Annotated in this window: 15 protein-coding genes; 9 read left to right on the forward strand and 6 right to left on the reverse strand. The window is 45.6% G+C overall.

Annotation, left to right across the window (positions count from 1 at the left end; genetic code table 11):
* Nucleotide 1: 1 nt before the first annotated feature.
* Both eutC and JHD44_RS06820 read right to left on the reverse strand, forming a co-directional pair.
* Nucleotides 2-853 (reverse strand): ethanolamine ammonia-lyase subunit EutC, encoded by an 852-nt coding sequence (eutC, locus tag JHD44_RS06815; protein WP_199462013.1) that lies wholly within the window; start codon nt 851-853, stop codon nt 2-4.
* A gap of 1 nt (nt 854) precedes the next feature.
* Entirely contained in the window at nt 855-2,270 is a 1,416-nt protein-coding gene (locus JHD44_RS06820) for an ethanolamine ammonia-lyase subunit EutB (RefSeq protein ID WP_199462014.1), read from the reverse strand.
* 219 nt (nt 2,271-2,489) lie between these two features.
* Here JHD44_RS06820 and JHD44_RS06825 point away from each other — a divergent pair, with 219 nt between their 5' ends.
* Nucleotides 2,490-3,464, forward strand: coding sequence for a helix-turn-helix domain-containing protein (locus JHD44_RS06825; protein ID WP_199462015.1), 975 nt, complete (start codon nt 2,490-2,492; stop codon nt 3,462-3,464).
* Between the two features lie 86 nt (nt 3,465-3,550).
* Here JHD44_RS06825 and JHD44_RS06830 read toward each other — a convergent pair whose 3' ends face one another.
* On the reverse strand, nt 3,551-5,053 hold the full coding sequence (locus JHD44_RS06830) for an alanine/glycine:cation symporter family protein (protein ID WP_199462016.1): 1,503 nt from the start codon (nt 5,051-5,053) through the stop codon (nt 3,551-3,553).
* Nucleotides 5,054-5,463: 410 nt separating this feature from the next.
* Between JHD44_RS06830 and JHD44_RS06835 the strand changes: the two genes are divergently transcribed.
* Both JHD44_RS06835 and JHD44_RS06840 read left to right on the forward strand, forming a co-directional pair.
* Complete coding sequence (locus tag JHD44_RS06835) at nt 5,464-6,252, forward strand: DODA-type extradiol aromatic ring-opening family dioxygenase (RefSeq protein ID WP_199462017.1); 789 nt, start codon at nt 5,464-5,466, stop codon at nt 6,250-6,252.
* A gap of 200 nt (nt 6,253-6,452) precedes the next feature.
* The gene (locus tag JHD44_RS06840) at nt 6,453-8,927 is read left to right on the forward strand and encodes a glycogen/starch/alpha-glucan phosphorylase (RefSeq protein ID WP_233401827.1); all 2,475 of its coding nucleotides are present in this window, start codon (nt 6,453-6,455) and stop codon (nt 8,925-8,927) included.
* 8 nt (nt 8,928-8,935) lie between these two features.
* Here JHD44_RS06840 and JHD44_RS06845 read toward each other — a convergent pair whose 3' ends face one another.
* Together JHD44_RS06845 and adhP are read right to left on the reverse strand one after the other, a co-directional pair.
* The gene (locus JHD44_RS06845) at nt 8,936-9,682 is read right to left on the reverse strand and encodes a transporter substrate-binding domain-containing protein (protein ID WP_199462018.1); all 747 of its coding nucleotides are present in this window, start codon (nt 9,680-9,682) and stop codon (nt 8,936-8,938) included.
* Between the two features lie 183 nt (nt 9,683-9,865).
* Nucleotides 9,866-10,882, reverse strand: a complete 1,017-nt coding sequence (gene adhP / locus JHD44_RS06850) for an alcohol dehydrogenase AdhP (RefSeq protein WP_199462019.1) — start codon at nt 10,880-10,882, stop codon at nt 9,866-9,868.
* Between the two features lie 160 nt (nt 10,883-11,042).
* Between adhP and JHD44_RS06855 the strand changes: the two genes are divergently transcribed.
* A complete protein-coding gene (locus JHD44_RS06855; protein ID WP_199462020.1) occupies nt 11,043-11,798 on the forward strand; it encodes a sulfite exporter TauE/SafE family protein in 756 nt (251 codons plus the stop codon).
* A 63-nt stretch (nt 11,799-11,861) separates the two neighbouring features.
* Here the strand turns inward: JHD44_RS06855 and JHD44_RS06860 are convergent, their stop codons facing one another.
* Entirely contained in the window at nt 11,862-12,701 is an 840-nt protein-coding gene (locus JHD44_RS06860) for an isopenicillin N synthase family dioxygenase (RefSeq protein ID WP_199462021.1), read from the reverse strand.
* 449 nt (nt 12,702-13,150) lie between these two features.
* Here JHD44_RS06860 and JHD44_RS06865 point away from each other — a divergent pair, with 449 nt between their 5' ends.
* The 5 genes from JHD44_RS06865 (at nt 13,151) to JHD44_RS06885 (ending at nt 17,180) form a co-directional block, all read left to right on the forward strand.
* Nucleotides 13,151-13,717 (forward strand): YqgE/AlgH family protein, encoded by a 567-nt coding sequence (locus tag JHD44_RS06865; protein ID WP_199462022.1) that lies wholly within the window; start codon nt 13,151-13,153, stop codon nt 13,715-13,717.
* Entirely contained in the window at nt 13,717-14,190 is a 474-nt protein-coding gene (ruvX, locus tag JHD44_RS06870; protein WP_233401829.1) for a Holliday junction resolvase RuvX, read from the forward strand. Before JHD44_RS06865 ends, ruvX begins: the two co-directional genes overlap by 1 nt.
* 20 nt (nt 14,191-14,210) lie before the next feature.
* The gene (gene pyrR, locus JHD44_RS06875; RefSeq protein WP_199462023.1) at nt 14,211-14,708 is read left to right on the forward strand and encodes a bifunctional pyr operon transcriptional regulator/uracil phosphoribosyltransferase PyrR; all 498 of its coding nucleotides are present in this window, start codon (nt 14,211-14,213) and stop codon (nt 14,706-14,708) included.
* A gap of 194 nt (nt 14,709-14,902) precedes the next feature.
* Entirely contained in the window at nt 14,903-15,901 is a 999-nt protein-coding gene (locus tag JHD44_RS06880) for an aspartate carbamoyltransferase catalytic subunit (protein WP_199462024.1), read from the forward strand.
* Nucleotide 15,902: 1 nt separating this feature from the next.
* Nucleotides 15,903-17,180 (forward strand): dihydroorotase, encoded by a 1,278-nt coding sequence (locus JHD44_RS06885; RefSeq protein ID WP_199462025.1) that lies wholly within the window; start codon nt 15,903-15,905, stop codon nt 17,178-17,180.
* Nucleotides 17,181-17,202: the final 22 nt, after the last annotated feature.

Genomic DNA, 17,202 nt, shown 5'->3' on the forward strand with positions numbered 1-17,202 from the left:
GTTATTTGGTTTGTGAGACAAGAAAGTTGTGTTGTTCGTTATCGTGTTCCAGTACCGAGTCATCGGTGCGATCTTTTAGCTGTACGCCAGAAAGCTTTTTGGTGCGCGCTTCGCTAAGTAGGTAGTAGGCTTTACGGGCCGCATCATGGTGGTTTAGGCCTGCCAAGCGAATATTTGAAATACAGTTACGGTAAGCGTCAGTTAACCCCGCTTTGGGAGCCCAAGTGAGATACAAGCCCATGCTGTCGGGTGAGCTAAGTCCTGGTCTTTCACCGACTAGTACAATGACGCAGCGAGCATTCAGGATCTCTCCGATGGGATCACCTATAGCTACGCGCCCTTGCTCCACAATGCACAACGGGGCAATCGACCAAGGAGTTGCATCGTCCTGAAGGCGGGGTAACAGCTCATTTAAAAAGGGCACTGTGTTTTCTTCGATTGCAAAAGCCGATAAACCATCGACGATTACGATTGCTAAATCATAAGGCTCAGAGCGCGATGATGAGTGCTCTTGTAAGCGTTCAATCGACGTACGATGTAAGCGTCGTCCCCAGTCTGGTCGTTGCAAATAGGTGGCGCGATTCTCCGCTTGGCTATGTAAGCGAATAGGAGTGTGTTCCATCGACCAATCTTGCTCAGCGAAGCTAGCGGTCAGACCGTCAATATTGAGCGGTGAATGCACCGCATCAATCGCTTGAGCATGGGCTAACTGGAAGGCCAGTAAGTGTTTGGTGGGAACACTGACTCCCGCACGGCCAAGACCGATACGCGCATCGGTGAACGAGCGCAGTTTGTGCCATGGGTTTTCAACGACAGCTTCTTCTATAGGATGGGTAGGAAAGATGCGCTTCATACTAAGCACCTCCCAATAAACGGTTCAATGAATGCTCAAAGGCGCCAGGTATCTTGTGGTTAAGGGTAAATTGGTCGTCTTGGAAAATACGGGTATGTTTTAACCACTGATCGAATTCAGGGGATGGGTTCAATCCTAAGGCTTGGCGCACATACATGGCATCGTGAAAAGAGGTGGTTTGATAGTTCAGCATGATGTCATCAGAGCCTGGGATACCCATGATGAAGGTGCATCCTGATACGGCCAACAGGGTCATTAAGTTGTCCATATCGTTCTGATCGGCTTGAGCATGGTTGGTGTAGCACACATCACAGCCCATAGGTAAACCGAGTAACTTGGCGCAGAAGTGATCTTCTAGGCCGGCGCGAGTGATTTCTTTACCATCGTAAAGGTATTCTGGGCCGATAAAGCCAACCACCGTGTTGACCAACAAAGGGTTGAATTTGCGTGCAACCGCATAAGCACGTGCTTCACAGGTCTGCTGATCGACATTGTGATGTGCGTTGGCGGAAAGCGCGCTGCCCTGTCCCGTTTCAAAGTACATCACATTATTGCCAACTGTGCCTCGTTTCAAAGACAGGGCGGCATCTTGGGCCTCGGCAAGGGTGGCCAAGTTAAAACCAAAGCTATCGTTGGTCGCTTGTGTGCCACCGATAGACTGGAACACCAAATCCACCGGAGCACCTTGCTCAATACATTCAATGGTATTAGTAACGTGGGTGAGTACACAGGATTGAGTTGGAATCTCGTAGTGTTGAATCACGTCATCCATCATTTTCATAAGACGACAGGCTTGAGCAACGTTGTCCGTCGCTGGATTAATACCAATTACGGCGTCGCCGTTGGCGTACATCAAGCCATCTAAAATACTGGCTGCAATGCCAGTTAGATCATCGGTCGGATGGTTGGGTTGTAAGCGGGTGGATAAGTGGCCGGGTAAGCCAATTGTGTTGCGAAAAGCCGTCTTAACATGGCACTTTTTAGCGACCAGTATTAAGTCTTGGTTGCGCATGATTTTGCTGACGGCAGCGGCCATTTCTGGTGTGACCCCAGCACGAATAGCGTGCAATGTTGTAGGGGTGGCCAAATCACTGAGCAACCAATCACGCAAACCGCCAACGGTTAAATGTGAAATGGGAGCGAAAGCGGACTTGTCGTGCTCGTCAATGATGAGGCGTGTGATTTCATCGTCTTCATATGGGACTACTACTTCCTCTAGAAATAACTTCAGCGGCACATCCGCTAATGTCATTTGTGCAATGGCGCGTTCTTCTGCGGTGTCTGCTGCGACGCCAGCGAGGCGATCGCCAGAGCGTGCAGGCGTCGCTTTTGCCATCAGCTCGGTTAAGCTTTGAAAGCCGAAAGTGCGCTCACCTACGGTGTGTCGAAAGCGAAATTTTGAAGAAGCATTTGTCATTTGAAAGCCTTTGCGTCTAAGGTAAAGAACCAATCTGATAACGCAGGTTTATTCGGCATGAGAATTGCTGCGTTCAAACTTGTTACTCATTACATTGTGGAAAATGTTGATGGAAAGGCGTTATCGAATTTTGGCAATAATAAAAACATTATATATATCAATGTTTTGCAATGAATTCGTGTTTTAGTTTTGCGCAAATTTGATATTCGGAGAAAACCAATGACTGGGCTTGAAGATATATTTGCACCAAAAGGGTGCGCTTCGGTTGTCTTAAAAGAAGCTTTTGATGCGGACCTGCACGCTGGTAATCTGACAAATTGGCAGCAAGAGTATGACCAAACCAGTCGTGGTGGCTTCTATGGCAAAATTGCAGAGTTACCTTTCGAAGATTTACAGGTATTCCAAGAAAGTACTAGCCAAGCGTTACAGCAAAAATGCGTGGTGTGGCCTGACTCAGTATGGTTAGGTATTCCACTTGCCCAGCAGGAAGAGTCGCGCATCAATGGCTTATCCGTGCGTTCAGAGCACATTATGTGTCGTCCGGGTGACTGCGAATTTGAATTAACCACGCCACAGGACTACGAATTGTTTGGCATGGTCGTTCAATTAGAAACGTTGAATCACATGGCGGGCATTCATGGTGTAGAGCTAAATTGGGCTGAACTCAATGCTCATGGTCGTTTGTCTTTGCCAGATAAGACGTTAAATGATGTACGTTTTGTATTGGATCGCTCATTACAGGGTGCGAGTGCAATGCCTGAACGCTTGACTCGAGATTTGCTAATGACAGCGTTACTTGAGGTATTAAAAACGGAGCAGCCAGCCCCTGCGCAAACGCAGAGTTATCATCATCGAAAGATGGTGGTGGATGCCGCTAGAGCTTGGATCAACGAAAATTCTGATACGCCTGTAACGGTAACGGATCTCTGCCAAGTGACCAATGTGAGTCGTCGTACATTACAGTATGCTTTTGAAAGCATTCTTAGTATTAGTCCAATTCAATATCTTCGTATGTCGCGCCTCAACGGTGTTCGTCGGGCACTTTTAGTCGCCCCTTCCAGCGCTAGTATTGCGGACATTGCTGCGAATTGGGGGTTTTGGCATATGAGCCAATTTGCGAAAGATTACCGCTTGTTATTTGGTGAACTGCCCTCTAGTACGCTAGATCAGGGGAGCTCAAACAGTAAAGCTTGATACTTCCATCACCTGTTGTCGCGCATAAAGAAAGCCACTTAGGTTGCCCTAAGTGGCTTTCTCGCAAATCTTCAAATAAGAAGTGATTATTTATTCGCTTGCTTTTTCTCTAGGCGTTTTTCCCAGAAGTCTGCGCCTTTAATACCTAATGCTTTCGGGTCGAAGGTGTATTCCTCAACGCCTGCAGCTTTTTGGTCTTCGTAGTCTTTAAGAGCTTTCATCGTCGGACGAGCCATGAAGAAGATCACAATGATACCCACGATGTTCAACCACGCCATCAAGCCTACGCCCACATCACCAAGGTTCCAGATGTAACCTGCAGTGTTTACAGTACCGTATGCAACCATGAACATGATCAACAGTTTCACCAATGTTAGCGGTACATTTACTTTCAGCGCGCGACGTAGGTAAGCTACGTTCGTTTCAGCGATGTAGTAGTACGCTAGGATCGTTGTGAAGGCGAAGAAGAACAGCGCAACACCAACAAAGATTGAACCGAAGCTACCAAAGATGCTCTGTAAAGCCATTTGCGTAAACGCAGGTGAAGCGATGATGACATCAGCAGGTATGTTCTGAACAATGAACTGACCGTCAGGCAGTGTACCTTGTACGTTGTACTGTTGTGTGATCAGGATCATCAATGCTGTGGCAGTACATACAAATAGTGTATCAACGTATACAGAGAACGCTTGTACTAGACCTTGTTGTGCTGGGTGCTCAACCTCAGCCGCTGCGGCTGCATGAGGGCCAGTACCTTGACCAGCTTCGTTAGAGTAAACACCACGTTTCACACCCCAACCAATCGCTGCGCCGAAGCCTGCTTGCGCAGTGAAGGCATCAGAGATGATCATTGAGAAAATGCCAGGTACTTGATCAACGTTTAGGAAAACAACGATCAAGGCCATGATGATGTAACCCATTGCCATAAATGGCACGATGATCTGGGTGAAGTTTGCGATACGCTTGATACCACCGAAGATGATGAAAGCAAGGACAACCAAAATCACGGCCAGTGCCACAAGCTTGGTGGTGCCGACAGAGCCAAAGGATGAGTTGATGATTTCACCTGGTCCAAATACTTGAGCCACTGCGTTACCGACAGAGTTAGCTTGGATACCTGGAAGGAACACGCCACACGCGATGATAGACGCTAGGGCAAACAACACGCCCAACCACTTCATGCTTAGGCCTTTTTCGAAGTAGTACGCCGGACCACCACGGTATTGGCCATTGTCGTTAACTTTGTAGATTTGACCTAGAGTGGACTCTGCGTAAGCTGTACTTGCGCCAAGGAATGCAACTACCCACATCCAGAATACTGCGCCTGGACCACCAAAACCAATCGCGGCAGCGACACCTGCAATGTTACCTGTGCCTACACGTCCTGAAAGAGATACTGCTAGGGCTTGGAAGGAAGAAATGCCTTTTTCAGATGGCGTCGAATTAAACAGTAATGACCACATTTCTTTGAAATGTCGGACCTGAGCAAAACGGGTCAAGATGGAATAGAAAAGGCCTGCGCCAAGACATAAGTAAATAAGTGCTGGGCTCCAGATGATTCCATTGAGGAAATCAATGAATGCTTGCATAGAAATTCTCCAGGGGTGATGCGCTCATAGAACGTTTTAATTATTGTTTTAAAGTTGGTGATACCAACAAAATCCAGCAACTAGTTTACGGTCTATCTGCTTGTGACAATGTGTAAACTTATTGATGGATTACGTACAACTTGTGCAAGTTGGGTGAAGGAATCTAACATGAGCGGCATCACATTAAAATTATGCTATCAGATTATTTTAGTTGCTACATGATGCTATTTAAAAGTCTATTGGTTCCACCTTATAGTTGAATATTTGGTTAGGTTTAACTAGGGATAGTCTGTTTATTTCAATTTGGTTAATAAATACTTTTCTTTTTGTGTGTTTATTGATCTGAAGTTGAAAGATAAGATGCGTTCATTAAATAGTTATGTCGTGAAGGTCTTATGAAGGAGTCCAATATGTCTCAGGTTGCTTTTGTTTCTCATGGTGGTGGCCCGATGCCTTTATTGGGAGACCCGAGTCACTCAGAGCTTGTATCAACGCTGCAGGCGTTGACGAATGAGCTGCCGAAGCAGCCATCGGTGATTATTATGATTAGTGCGCACTGGGAAACAACTGGCTTTGAAATAACAGCGAGTTCGACCCCTGATTTAATTTATGATTACTATGGTTTTCCGGATGAATCTTACCGAATTAAATATCCTGCACCTGGCGCTCCGCAATTGGCTCGTGATATTGCGTTGAAGATGGACATTCAAGGTATTCCTATTCGATTAAATGAAGGTCGTGGATTTGATCATGGCATGTTTGTACCGCTGATATTGATGTACCCTGAGGCCAATATTCCAGTACTACAGATTTCCCTGTCGAGCTCATTAGACCCTGTTCAGCACTGGGAATTCGGTGAACAGCTGGCTAATGTATTGCCGGAAGATGCTTTGGTGATTGGTTCAGGTTTTAGCTTTCATAATATGCGGACGTTCTTTGCGCCAAAAACACCAAAAGTTAATCACGATGTGCACGCGTTCCAGGCTTGGCTGGATGAGACAGTCACCAATTCAGGTGTGACCATGTCTGAGGCAAAAGAACGTTGGTCGAAATGGTCTAAAGTCGAAGGTGGCCGTTTTTGTCATCCTCGTGAAGAGCACTTGATCCCTTTAATTGTGTGTCATGCGGTGTCGCAGAAGCAAGGTGTTTCAATTCCATTTACTGCGCTTGATGTGGAGGCGCGTCATTACGTTTGGTAAGGTGCGGTCCGCATTCTCTTTCCTCTTATTTGAGCCGGCCTATTGAGTCGGCTTTTTTCTTGCATGGGCTTAATGCAGCTTTGGGCCATCATAAAACCCTTAGTAGGTGCATGGTTGCCCCTAGACCGATACCGCAACTGAGTTGCAATATAGCACTTATATAATGCATACAACCCCATTGAAAATAGAGGACGATAGCAATGCCAACCCCATCTGAACAGCTATCTACGGCCAAGATGGCCTCTTGCCTTGAACTGAAACAGGGCATTTTATATCACATGCGCTATACATTGGCGTTACGTGCAGAGCAAGCCAGCCAACGAGACTGGTGGTTATGTTTATCCCTTGCTGTTCGTGATCGCATTATTGATGACATGGTGCTCACACAAACCCGTCATAATGATAATGATGTACGCCGTTTATACTATCTATCTATGGAATATTTGATGGGGCGGATGTTAGTAAATAATGTTCATAATGTTCGAGTCTTTGCTGAAGCGCAAAAAGCCATCGAAGAGCTTGGCCTCTCTTGGGATGACGTGTGTGAAGTGGAAGTAGATATGGGATTGGGGAACGGCGGGTTAGGGCGTCTTGCTGCGTGTTTCCTCGACTCACTGGCAACACTTGATCTACCTGCTATCGGGTATGGTATCTATTATGAATTCGGCTTGTTTAAACAGGACTTTCACGAAGGGAAGCAAGTAGAGCACCCTGATACTTGGATTAACTACGGTACTCCTTGGGAGTTGGTTCGACCTGAGTACGCGCAAACGATTCAATTCTACGGTCGTGTGGAAGAGTCCTATGATGATTTAGGAAATTACCATCCATTGTGGGTCGATACGAAAAATGTATTAGGTATCCCTCATGATATTCCTGTTGCAGGTTATGACACCAAAACAGTGAATTTCCTGCGTTTATGGTCTTCCCGATCGACGGAAGATTTTGATCTTGATGAGTTTAACAAAGGCGATTACGTGGAAGCTGTACGCTCCAAAGCCATTGGTGAAACTATTTCTAAGGTACTGTATCCAAACGATAAAACTGAAAATGGTAAAGAACTCCGCTTGGTGCAGCAGTACTTTTTTGTCGCCTGCTCGTTGGCTGACATTCTACGTCGTTTTGAGCGAAACAGTGGTACTGATTGGGATAAACTGCCTGAGAAAGCTGCGATTCAGCTGAACGATACGCATCCCGCCATCGCAGTGGTGGAGTTAATGCGTATCTTGGTTGATGAAAAACGTCTGCATTGGAATCACGCTTGGTCATTAGTCACCCGTATCTTTGCTTACACTAATCACACGTTGCTACCGGAAGCCCTCGAAACTTGGAGTGTTGGTTTATTCCAGAAAGTATTACCGCGACATCTACAACTGATTTACGAGATTAATCATCGCTTTATGGAAGAAGTAGAGCAGCGTTGGCCTAGTCGCGGTGACATCAAAGCAGAGTTGTCTATCATTCAAGAAGGGCAACATAAAATGGTGCGAATGGCCCATCTGGCCGTGGTAGGCAGTCATAAAGTAAACGGTGTTGCAGCACTGCACTCAGAACTATTAAAAACAGATTTGTTTGCTCGATTTCATGAGTTTTATCCTGATAAGCTGACCAACAAAACCAATGGTATTACGCCACGTCGCTGGTTGTTGAACTGTAATCATGGTTTAGGGCAGCTGTTTGATCAGTATGGTATTGAGAAAGATTGGCCAAAAAATCTAGAGCGCTTACGTAAGCTTGAAAACTTTGCCGAAGATGAAAGCTTTCAACAAGCTTTTATGGCAGTTAAGCATCAAAACAAACAGCACTTAGCCGAAGTGATTAAAACCGAGTGTGGTGTCGAGGTGGATCCAAATGCTATGTTCGACGTACAGATTAAACGCTTGCATGAGTACAAGCGTCAGCATTTGAGCTTATTGAATATTCTGACCTTATATCACCGCCTTTTAAACGATCCCCAGCTTGATATTGTGCCGCGCGTATTTATTTTTGGGGCAAAGGCTGCACCAGGTTACGGTCTTGCAAAAACCATTATTTACGCGATCAATGCGGTAGCGAATGTCATCAACAATGACCCTCGTATTCACGATAAGTTAAAAGTGGTTTTCCTACCCAATTATCGAGTGTCACTGGCTGCTAAAATTATTCCTGCTGCGGACCTATCTGAGCAAATTTCCACAGCGGGTAAAGAAGCCTCTGGTACGGGCAACATGAAATTAGCGTTAAATGGTGCTCTGACGATTGGAACCTTAGATGGCGCTAACGTCGAGATTATGGAAGAAGTCGGCGCTGACAATATTTTTATTTTCGGGTTGAAAGTTGAGGATGTGCAGGCGTTGGATCGTAATGGCTATAATCCATACCACTATTATCACTGCGATGAAGAGCTTAAAAATGCGATTGACTGGTTATGTTCAGGCTATTTTAGCCCAAGTGAACCGCATGCATTTGATGAGATTCGTTCAGCACTGCTAGAACATGGCGATCGTTTTAAGGTATTAGCTGACTATCGAGCTTATGTTGACTGTCAGGAACAGGTGTCTGAGGTTTATAAAGACAAAGCACGCTGGGCGAAGATGGCGATCCTAAATACAGCTCGTATGGCCAAATTTTCCTCGGATCGAACGATACAAGAATACGCAGATGAAATTTGGCAACTTCCTGCTTGTTCAATTTGATAAACGTATCAAAGGTACTCATCACGAATGGCTTGGAATGTGCCATTGTGCTTAATAATTTTAAGACCCTGATTAAAAGCTTGTAGCAAATCTTTTGATTCAGGGTTTGCTTTACTAAAGCATACATGCAATGGCACCAATGGCTCGGCTACCAGACTGGTGACCTTGATAGATTTCTGCAGGCCCATTTGTCTAGCTTGGTGAAGGGCTGGGTAGCTAGATACATAAAAGGCATCTGCTTTTTGGGCCATAATCAGTTCAAGCCCTTGCGAAATGCTTTGTACAGTTGAGTGTGGAATATTGAGTTGCGTTAGCTGCTGCTCCATATCCCACTTGGCAACGGACGTAATTCGGTATTGGCTAAGGTCATAAATGCTTTCTATCTGATCGCTTGAGAAGTCTGGTCGGCTAATAAGGACACGGCTGCTTGTACTAACTTCATCGCTAAACAGCATATAGGGAGCGCGCTCTGGTCGTCGTGCACAACTAACCGTACCGACAAACTTGCCTGTCTGTATGCCCTGTAGAATTTCTTGCCATTGCTCTGCTTCGAATGAAGCATTAATACCAACCGATTCAAATGCTGCTTTTACGATGCGGATATCCATCCCTGATACGACATGGGTTGTAGTGTCTATTGTGATATAGGGTGGGTAGTTTTCTACGGGAAACAGGATACTTTGAGCTGAAGAATAGCCTGAAAAACAGCTGATAATGGACGTCAGCAGAAACCACAGCGCTCGCTGGTAAAACACAATGCCCCCTTAATATAGCCATCCATGACATTTGTTGGCGCTAAAATTGCAAATAATGTTCAAAGAAGCCTTAAGGTATCACAAAATGAAGAGGCGATAATAGAAAATGCGGCGACTTTATAAACAAAATCGCCGCATACTAGTTATGATTTTAATTTATGCCTATGTTCAGGCAAGCTAGCGTTATGAGGGTAGCTTCATAACGATTCGGCCTGTAATTTCGCCTTTTTCCATGTCTTGGAAAATATCGTTAATGTCATCCAGTGTTTTCTCTGTAATGATCGCTTTTACTTTGCCTCGAGCGGCAAACTCTAGACACTCTTCCAAGTCTTTACGCGTGCCTACAATCGAGCCTACGACACTGACACCATTTAATACCGTATCAAAAATTGGTAACGGCATGTCTTCTGGAGGAAGGCCAACTAAAACACATTTTCCGCCTCGGCGAACAACGTCGTAGCTTTGGCGAAAGCCTGCTTTACTGACCGCGGTACAAACGCTGCCATGGACGCCGCCAGTGGCAGCTTTAATATCCTCAACCACATTGTCAGTCATAAAATCAAAGAAATATTCAGCACCCAAGGAAGTGGCTAACTCGCGTTTGGCATCACCCGTGTCGACTGCAACCACTCGAAGTCCCATGGCTACCGCATATTGCACTGCCAAGTGCCCTAATCCGCCTATTCCGAAGATAGCGACCCATTGGCCTGGTTTGGCATCCGAAACCTTAAGTGCTTTATAGGTTGTTACGCCAGCGCAAAATAACGGCGCGGCATCGACATAGTCCAACCCTGTTGGCACTTTGACGACATAGTCAGCGTGTGCTGCGCAATACTCTGCATAGCCACCTGCGACAGAATACCCCGCATTTTGTTGTGACAAGCATAGACTTTCCTGTCCAGCTAAGCAGTATTCACAATGACCACAGGCACTATAAAGCCACGGCACCCCAACTCGGTCTCCCAGTGCTAGGTGAGAAACGGCAGAGCCAATTTCTACAATTTCTCCAACCCCTTCATGACCAGGAATCAGAGGTAACGTTGGTTTAACTGGCCAATCTCCGTGGCAAGCATGTAAGTCTGTATGGCAGACACCACAGGCGTGGATTTTTACCAGCACTTGGTGAGGTTCAATGGTAGGCTTTTGGACGTCTTCGATCTTAAGAATGGAACCGAAGGTATTAGCAACCGCTGCTTTCATGGCAAACTCCCTTGTTATTATGTGGTATGGCAGAAATAAGAAATATTATCATCTGCGTGAATTAACATAGATGGTTCTTGCGGGAATTACTTGATTGATAGTCTAAAAGTGTTGCCTCATAGTCCAGATGTGGTGTTTTCATGCTTTAAACTGAGGCGTTATGCTAGATACATCTATATTGGTTTTGCTGTTTGTTATTTTAGCTGGAACGTATATTCAAACTGTAACAGGGTTTGGGTTCGGTCTAATTGTTTTAGGAATAGGCGGTGCTCTTGAATTGATGTCGATTCCAGAATTGGCATTTATTGCCAGTCTGTTGAGCTTGGTGAATGGTGTATCTGGACTTTATGGTGGTGTTTGGAGACAAGCCCAATTTCGCTCTATGTGGGTGTTTCTGTGTACCGCTCTTCCGATGGTGGCAGTTGGCCTGTACTGGCTAGATCATCTGGGGCAAGCCGCACTGGATGTCTTGCAGGGGTTGTTGGGTGTAGTGATGGTGCTCGTTTGCGTTAGCTCGATGTTAAAACCTGATCCACTCAAGACGCCTTCTCCTAGCTGGCATTTTGCGCTCAGTGGTACCTTTGCAGGTTTGTTAAGTGGTCTTTTTTCGACAGCAGGGCCGCCGATATCCTACCTAATGTATCGTCAACCTGTGCCCTTGGTTGTTGTGAGGGCAACTTTGCTGAGCTTGTTCCTGATTTTAGCGAGCTTTAGGACAGGAGTCTCTTTATTCAGTGGTCCACTATCACTAACTGTGATTCATGTTTCCTTAGTCGGAATCCCTTTAGTGCTGTTTGGCACTTATTTATCAAGGCGCTTCTTGTTGTCACTGTTTGAAGCAGATGTTGTAAAGCAAATAGCCATGGGGATGCTGGTCGTATCGGGTGGGGTGTTATTGTTAAAAGCGGTATTTTAACGGGGAAATGTATAGGCAGTATGAAAGTGTCACAGTGACACTTTCATACAATTTACCCACGACTTAAATGACGCCTAGCTCGACTAAACGTTCATGTAGGTATGAGCCTGCAGTATGACGCTCAGATAGCTTCACATCTGGTCTTGGATGAAGAAATAGCGGCAGTGAGATTCTTGCTTTGGTTTTGTCAGTGTCTTCTGGGTTAATGACCCTGTGTGAAGTAGAAGGAAAATACCCCGCGGAGGCTTCTTGTAACATGTCACCAATATTGACAATAAGATTACCAAAATCGCAAGGCACGTCGATCCACTCTCCATTTTTCAATTGCACCTGAAGCCCTGGCTCATTCGCTGCTGGCAAAATGGTGATCAAGTTGATGTCTTCGTGTGCACCTGCGCGGATCGCACCTAACTCCTCATCACCTTTCAATGGCGGGTAGTGCAAAACCCGCAATAAGGTTTGGTCGCTGTTTTCTATCATGCTGGATAGCGGTTGAGAGTAGTGACTTGCTATATCACTCGGTGTGTACTGCTCGATCCATCCTAGCAATTGCTCTGCAAGTTGATTCGCTTCTTCGTAGTACTGAGCCAATTCTGCTTTATTCTCGGCAGGGCATTGTCCCCATGGGTAGTAATGGAAGTACTCCTTGATGTCTTTTTTACTATGTCCTTTTGCGGTTTCAGAGACATCTGGTGGAAAGTAGCCGTCTTGCGTACCGACATTATAGCGATAATTATGTTTCTCTTCGCTGTTAAAAAAGTCGTGCCAGTTTTGGTAAATATCGGACACTAACTGCTGGCGAATAGGGTGGTTTTTAAGTACACCGAACCCGGTCTCACGTAGGGATTTAACAAAGTCTTGTGCAGCGGTTGGGCTTTGGTAATCGACGGCTTCTAAAATCATGGCGAGTTTCCTAAATACGTATTCAATATGGACTAGAGCATAGCTTAGTCAGTAAAAAGTGAATTGACGAAACGATAAGGAAGGCCTAGGACGACCAGCCACTGTGGAAGAAATAACGCAGATCAATGGTCTCTTCAAGATACTGATCACGCCATGTCTCTAAACTGACTTGTTGAGATTTGTAGTGCAAGTGAGTGTCCTACGTTGTATCCAGTGTGTGAGAAATAAGGCTTTTATTAACCTTTTGGTTGAATTTTGCATAGTTTACCAGCATTTCATACTGAATGAAGGATAATTCAGTTAAAAGCACCGATTGAGTGGGCAAATGTACCGTTTGTCCTATACTGGCATTATGGCCTTCGATTTACAGAGTTAAGAGAAAGAGCGTTTTATTCGATCGAGGGGTTTGGGCGCGAGCTCTTGCGTCATTTTTAAAGGGGACATTGTTTATGGCGAATACATTTCAATCGTTAAAGAATCACTTTTTGATTTCTATGCCGCATTTGAATGATCCAAACTTTGAGCATACGGTGGTGTATATATGTGAACATACGGCATCAGGAGCAATGGGAGTTGTCATTAATCGGCCATCAAGTGTCGATTTTGGTGAGTTGGCTGAACACCTAGGCATGCAAATGTCGTTGCCAACGTTAACGTCAGAGCAAATTTTGGTTGGAGGTCCTGTTGAATCAGAACGTGGGTTTATTCTCCATAGCAGTGATAAGTGCTGGGGTAATACCTTACGAGTCACCGATGATGTCTGCCTTTCAGCTTCGCTAGAAACGCTTGAGCATATTGCTTCTGGCGATGGCCCAGAATCATTTTTGATTACCTTAGGGTGCGCCGGTTGGGAAGAAGGGCAGTTAGAAGGAGAAATTGCGAATAATGATTGGCTGGTGTGCGAGGCAGATTTAGACGTATTATTTAACACCCCTAGTGACATGCAGTTTACTGCTGCAACCAAAGTGCTAGGGCTTGATATGAGTTTATTGTCGCCGGATATAGGACACGCTTGATGACTGAAACGTCCACATCAAAGACGTCAACAAACCCCAATATCGCGATCGCGGTATTGGGGTTTGATTTTGGTACGACCCGCATTGGGGTTGCCATTGGCCAAAGCCTGACTGGGCAAGGTCGCCCGCTTGCGCCACTTAAAGCCACTGATGGTATTCCTAACTGGGATACAATCAGTGCACTAGTCGAAGAATGGCAACCGGATGCTTTTGTAGTCGGGTTGCCTTTAAATATGGATGGCAGTGAGAATGAGATGTGTCAACGAGCACGGAAATTCGCTAAGCGTCTGCATGGACGTTATAACCTTCCTTACCATATGATGGATGAGCGCCTGTCTTCTTATGAAGCTAAAGGGCAAGTGATTGCTCAAGGTGGTAATCGTAACTTTAAAGAAAATTCAGTAGATGGCTTAGCAGCACAAATGATTCTGGAATCATGGTTTGCGCAGCAGGCTGAGACATCGAACGGATAGACCAAGGATAAGCACGGTATATGACATTGGATCTTGATAAAGCGCTGGCTTCTATGAAGCAGCAGTTGTCTGACTACTGTCAGCAACAACATATTGACAACCCTATAGTCGTAGGTATTCATTCTGGTGGGGTGTGGGTCGCAAATGAAATCCTTGAAGCGGTGCCAACTAAAGAAGAGTTAGCGACGCTTGATATTACTTTTTACCGAGATGATTTTACTCGTGCGGGGTTACACCCAAAAGTTGGTCAAACCAATTTACCTGCCATTGAAGATCGTCATGTAATTTTGGTGGATGATGTGCTGATGTCTGGCCGAACGATTCGAGCCGCTATGAATGAGATTTTTGACTTTGGCCGCCCAGCGAGCATTACACTTGCCATTCTATTTGACTTAAACAGTCATGAGCTCCCTATTCGAGCAGATATAGTGGGAGAGCATCTGTCTTTGAGTGAAAAACAGCGTATAAAGCTATCCGGCCCAGCACCATTAGCGGTTTCTGTAATGGAAACGGATTAAAGTTGGCATCTGCGCTTTATTTTTTTAGCAACTCATACGACAATTAGAGCTTGGATACAGTGGTTCGCTGATGAGGTGTGTTTGGCGAAAATGACCAGCCAAATAGCCTATGTTTAGTGCCACGAATGCCCGGTTGTAGAATTGTCTACGCCGGGCATTTTCCTATCATACATAGTGATTGAGGAAAGCAAACTATGATGCGATCCGACCCTCGGGCGTTACAGTTAAACGAACAAGGTCAGCTGAAGCACTTTCTAACCTTAGATGGCCTAAGCAAAGAAATTTTAACGGAGATTCTAGATCGAGCTGAATCCTTCCTATCAATGGGAGAACAGTCCGTTAAAAAAGTCCCTCTACTTCGAGGGAAAACGGTTGTAAATCTATTCTTTGAAAACTCCACTCGAACACGAACAACCTTTGAATTAGCTGCAAAACGCCTGTCGGCTGATGTGATTAACCTCAATATTGCAACATCAGCAACCTCTAAAGGCGAATCCCTTCTTGATACGTTACAAAACCTAGAAGCGATGCAGAGTGATATGTTTGTTGTACGACATCAAGACAGTGGCGCACCACATTTTATTGCAGAGCATTGCGCTCCTAATGTTGCGATCATCAACGCGGGGGATGGCCGTCATGCCCACCCCACGCAAGCGATGTTGGATATGCTGACGATTCGTCGTAACAAGGGACAATTTGAAGGGCTTAAGGTTGCGATTGTAGGCGACATTCTTCATTCTCGAGTGGCTCGTTCTGAACTGCACGCTTTGAAAACATTGGGCGTTGAAGAAGTCCGTTTGGTGGGGCCTAAAACGTTAGTGCCGGAATTTTTCCGCGATATGGGGGCCAACATTTGTCATGACTTAAGAGCCGGTCTTGAGGATGTAGATGTTGTAGTCATGCTGCGCTTGCAAAAAGAGCGTATGGCAGGTGCACTGCTGCCGAGTGAGAGCGAATTTTACCGTTTATATGGATTGACAGAAGAAAGCTTGTCTTGGGCAAAGCCAGATGCAATCGTTATGCACCCAGGACCAATTAACCGTGGTGTAGAGATTTCTTCTGAAGTTGCAGATGGCGATCAAGCGGTTATTCTCGATCAAGTAACCAATGGTATTGCGGTACGTATGGCTGTGATGTCTATGGCGATGAGTGGTCAAGTACAAGCGCAACAAGTTGCTGGAGAAGAGGATTGATATGAAGCTCCGTATAACGAATGGTCGGGTTATTGATCCAAGCCAGAATTTAGACTCAGTAGTAGATTTATTCATTGAAGATCACCGCATTGTAGCAATAGGTGAGGCTCCGTTAGGATTTGATGATGCCGAAGTCTTGGATGCGGCTGGGAGGTGGGTGTTGCCAGGATTGGTTGATACCGCTGTTGCCTTGCGTGAACCGGGTTACTCTCAGAAAGGAACGATCGCTTCGGAAGGTCGTGCAGCAGTATCAGGTGGTGTGACGACACTGGTTTGCCCTCCGAATACAAAACCTATTGTGGATACTCCTGCCGTAGCAGCCTTGATCCAAGACAAAGCAGATGAAGCGGGCATGGCGAATGTGTTTCCGATTGGTGCGCTGACTCAAGGTTTGCAAGGTGAACAATTGAGCAATATGGTGGCGTTGACGGATGCTGGCTGTGTTGCTTTATCCAACCATGGTCGAGACATGGCGAGTAATCGAGTGTTATCGCGCGCATTAGAATACGCTGCGACACATGATTTGTTGGTTGTGTTTCATGCCAATGATAGCAGCTTGTCAGAAGGTGGCTGTGCTCATGAGGGAATGATGTCAACTATGCATGGCTTAGCGGGCATTCCAGAAACGGCTGAAACGATTGGCTTGATGCGTGATTTACTGTTGGTAGAGAAAACCGGGGTAAGGGCTCACTTTGCTCGATTATCTTGCGCCAAATCGGTTGAGATGATCGCTGATGCTAAGGCATCCGGCTTGGATGTGACGTGTGACGTGGCGTTACATAACTTGTTATTAACTGATGAAGTGCTCAAAGAATTCGATGGTCAGTTCCATGTGTTGCCACCTCTTCGCTCTGAAAACGATCGCTTAACGTTGATTGAAGGATTGAAAACAGGAGTGATTAACGCGATCTGTTCTGATCATCAGCCTCATGAAAAAATGGCTAAAGTGGCGCCGTTCGCTGCGACAGAGCCTGGTATGGCAAACGTTGAAGTGCTGTTACCTTTAGCGTTGCGTTTGATGGATGAAGGTGATTTAGAGCTTAATCAGCTACTGACTGCTTTAACGGTTGGTCCAGCGGCTTGTTTTGGTCTCGAAGCCGGCTCACTGTCTGTTGGAAGCTTTGCAGACCTTGTGATTTTCGACAGTACAGATAAATGGGTATGGGACCGTATGACACGTAAATCAAAAGGCTCAAACTCTGGCTTTACAGGAGAACAGATGACTGGTCGTGTGACCCAGACATACATATCAGGCCAGCGAGTTTACAGTTTAAGCTAGAAGCTCTGTTACGGTGTGGTTT

This window comes from Marinomonas ostreistagni, assembly GCF_016461785.1.
GTDB classification, from domain to species: domain Bacteria; phylum Pseudomonadota; class Gammaproteobacteria; order Pseudomonadales; family Marinomonadaceae; genus Marinomonas; species Marinomonas ostreistagni_A.

Coding starts and splice junctions, on each gene's coding strand:
- eutC (WP_199462013.1), bottom strand. CDS start 853: ATGAAGCGCATCTTTCCTACCCATCCTATAGAAGAAGCTGTCGTTGAA.
- JHD44_RS06820 (WP_199462014.1), bottom strand. CDS start 2,270: ATGACAAATGCTTCTTCAAAATTTCGCTTTCGACACACCGTAGGTGAG.
- JHD44_RS06825 (WP_199462015.1), top strand. CDS start 2,490: ATGACTGGGCTTGAAGATATATTTGCACCAAAAGGGTGCGCTTCGGTT.
- JHD44_RS06830 (WP_199462016.1), bottom strand. CDS start 5,053: ATGCAAGCATTCATTGATTTCCTCAATGGAATCATCTGGAGCCCAGCA.
- JHD44_RS06835 (WP_199462017.1), top strand. CDS start 5,464: ATGTCTCAGGTTGCTTTTGTTTCTCATGGTGGTGGCCCGATGCCTTTA.
- JHD44_RS06840 (WP_233401827.1), top strand. CDS start 6,453: ATGCCAACCCCATCTGAACAGCTATCTACGGCCAAGATGGCCTCTTGC.
- adhP (WP_199462019.1), bottom strand. CDS start 10,882: ATGAAAGCAGCGGTTGCTAATACCTTCGGTTCCATTCTTAAGATCGAA.
- JHD44_RS06855 (WP_199462020.1), top strand. CDS start 11,043: ATGCTAGATACATCTATATTGGTTTTGCTGTTTGTTATTTTAGCTGGA.
- JHD44_RS06860 (WP_199462021.1), bottom strand. CDS start 12,701: ATGATTTTAGAAGCCGTCGATTACCAAAGCCCAACCGCTGCACAAGAC.
- JHD44_RS06865 (WP_199462022.1), top strand. CDS start 13,151: ATGGCGAATACATTTCAATCGTTAAAGAATCACTTTTTGATTTCTATG.
- ruvX (WP_233401829.1), top strand. CDS start 13,717: ATGACTGAAACGTCCACATCAAAGACGTCAACAAACCCCAATATCGCG.
- pyrR (WP_199462023.1), top strand. CDS start 14,211: ATGACATTGGATCTTGATAAAGCGCTGGCTTCTATGAAGCAGCAGTTG.
- JHD44_RS06880 (WP_199462024.1), top strand. CDS start 14,903: ATGATGCGATCCGACCCTCGGGCGTTACAGTTAAACGAACAAGGTCAG.
- JHD44_RS06885 (WP_199462025.1), top strand. CDS start 15,903: ATGAAGCTCCGTATAACGAATGGTCGGGTTATTGATCCAAGCCAGAAT.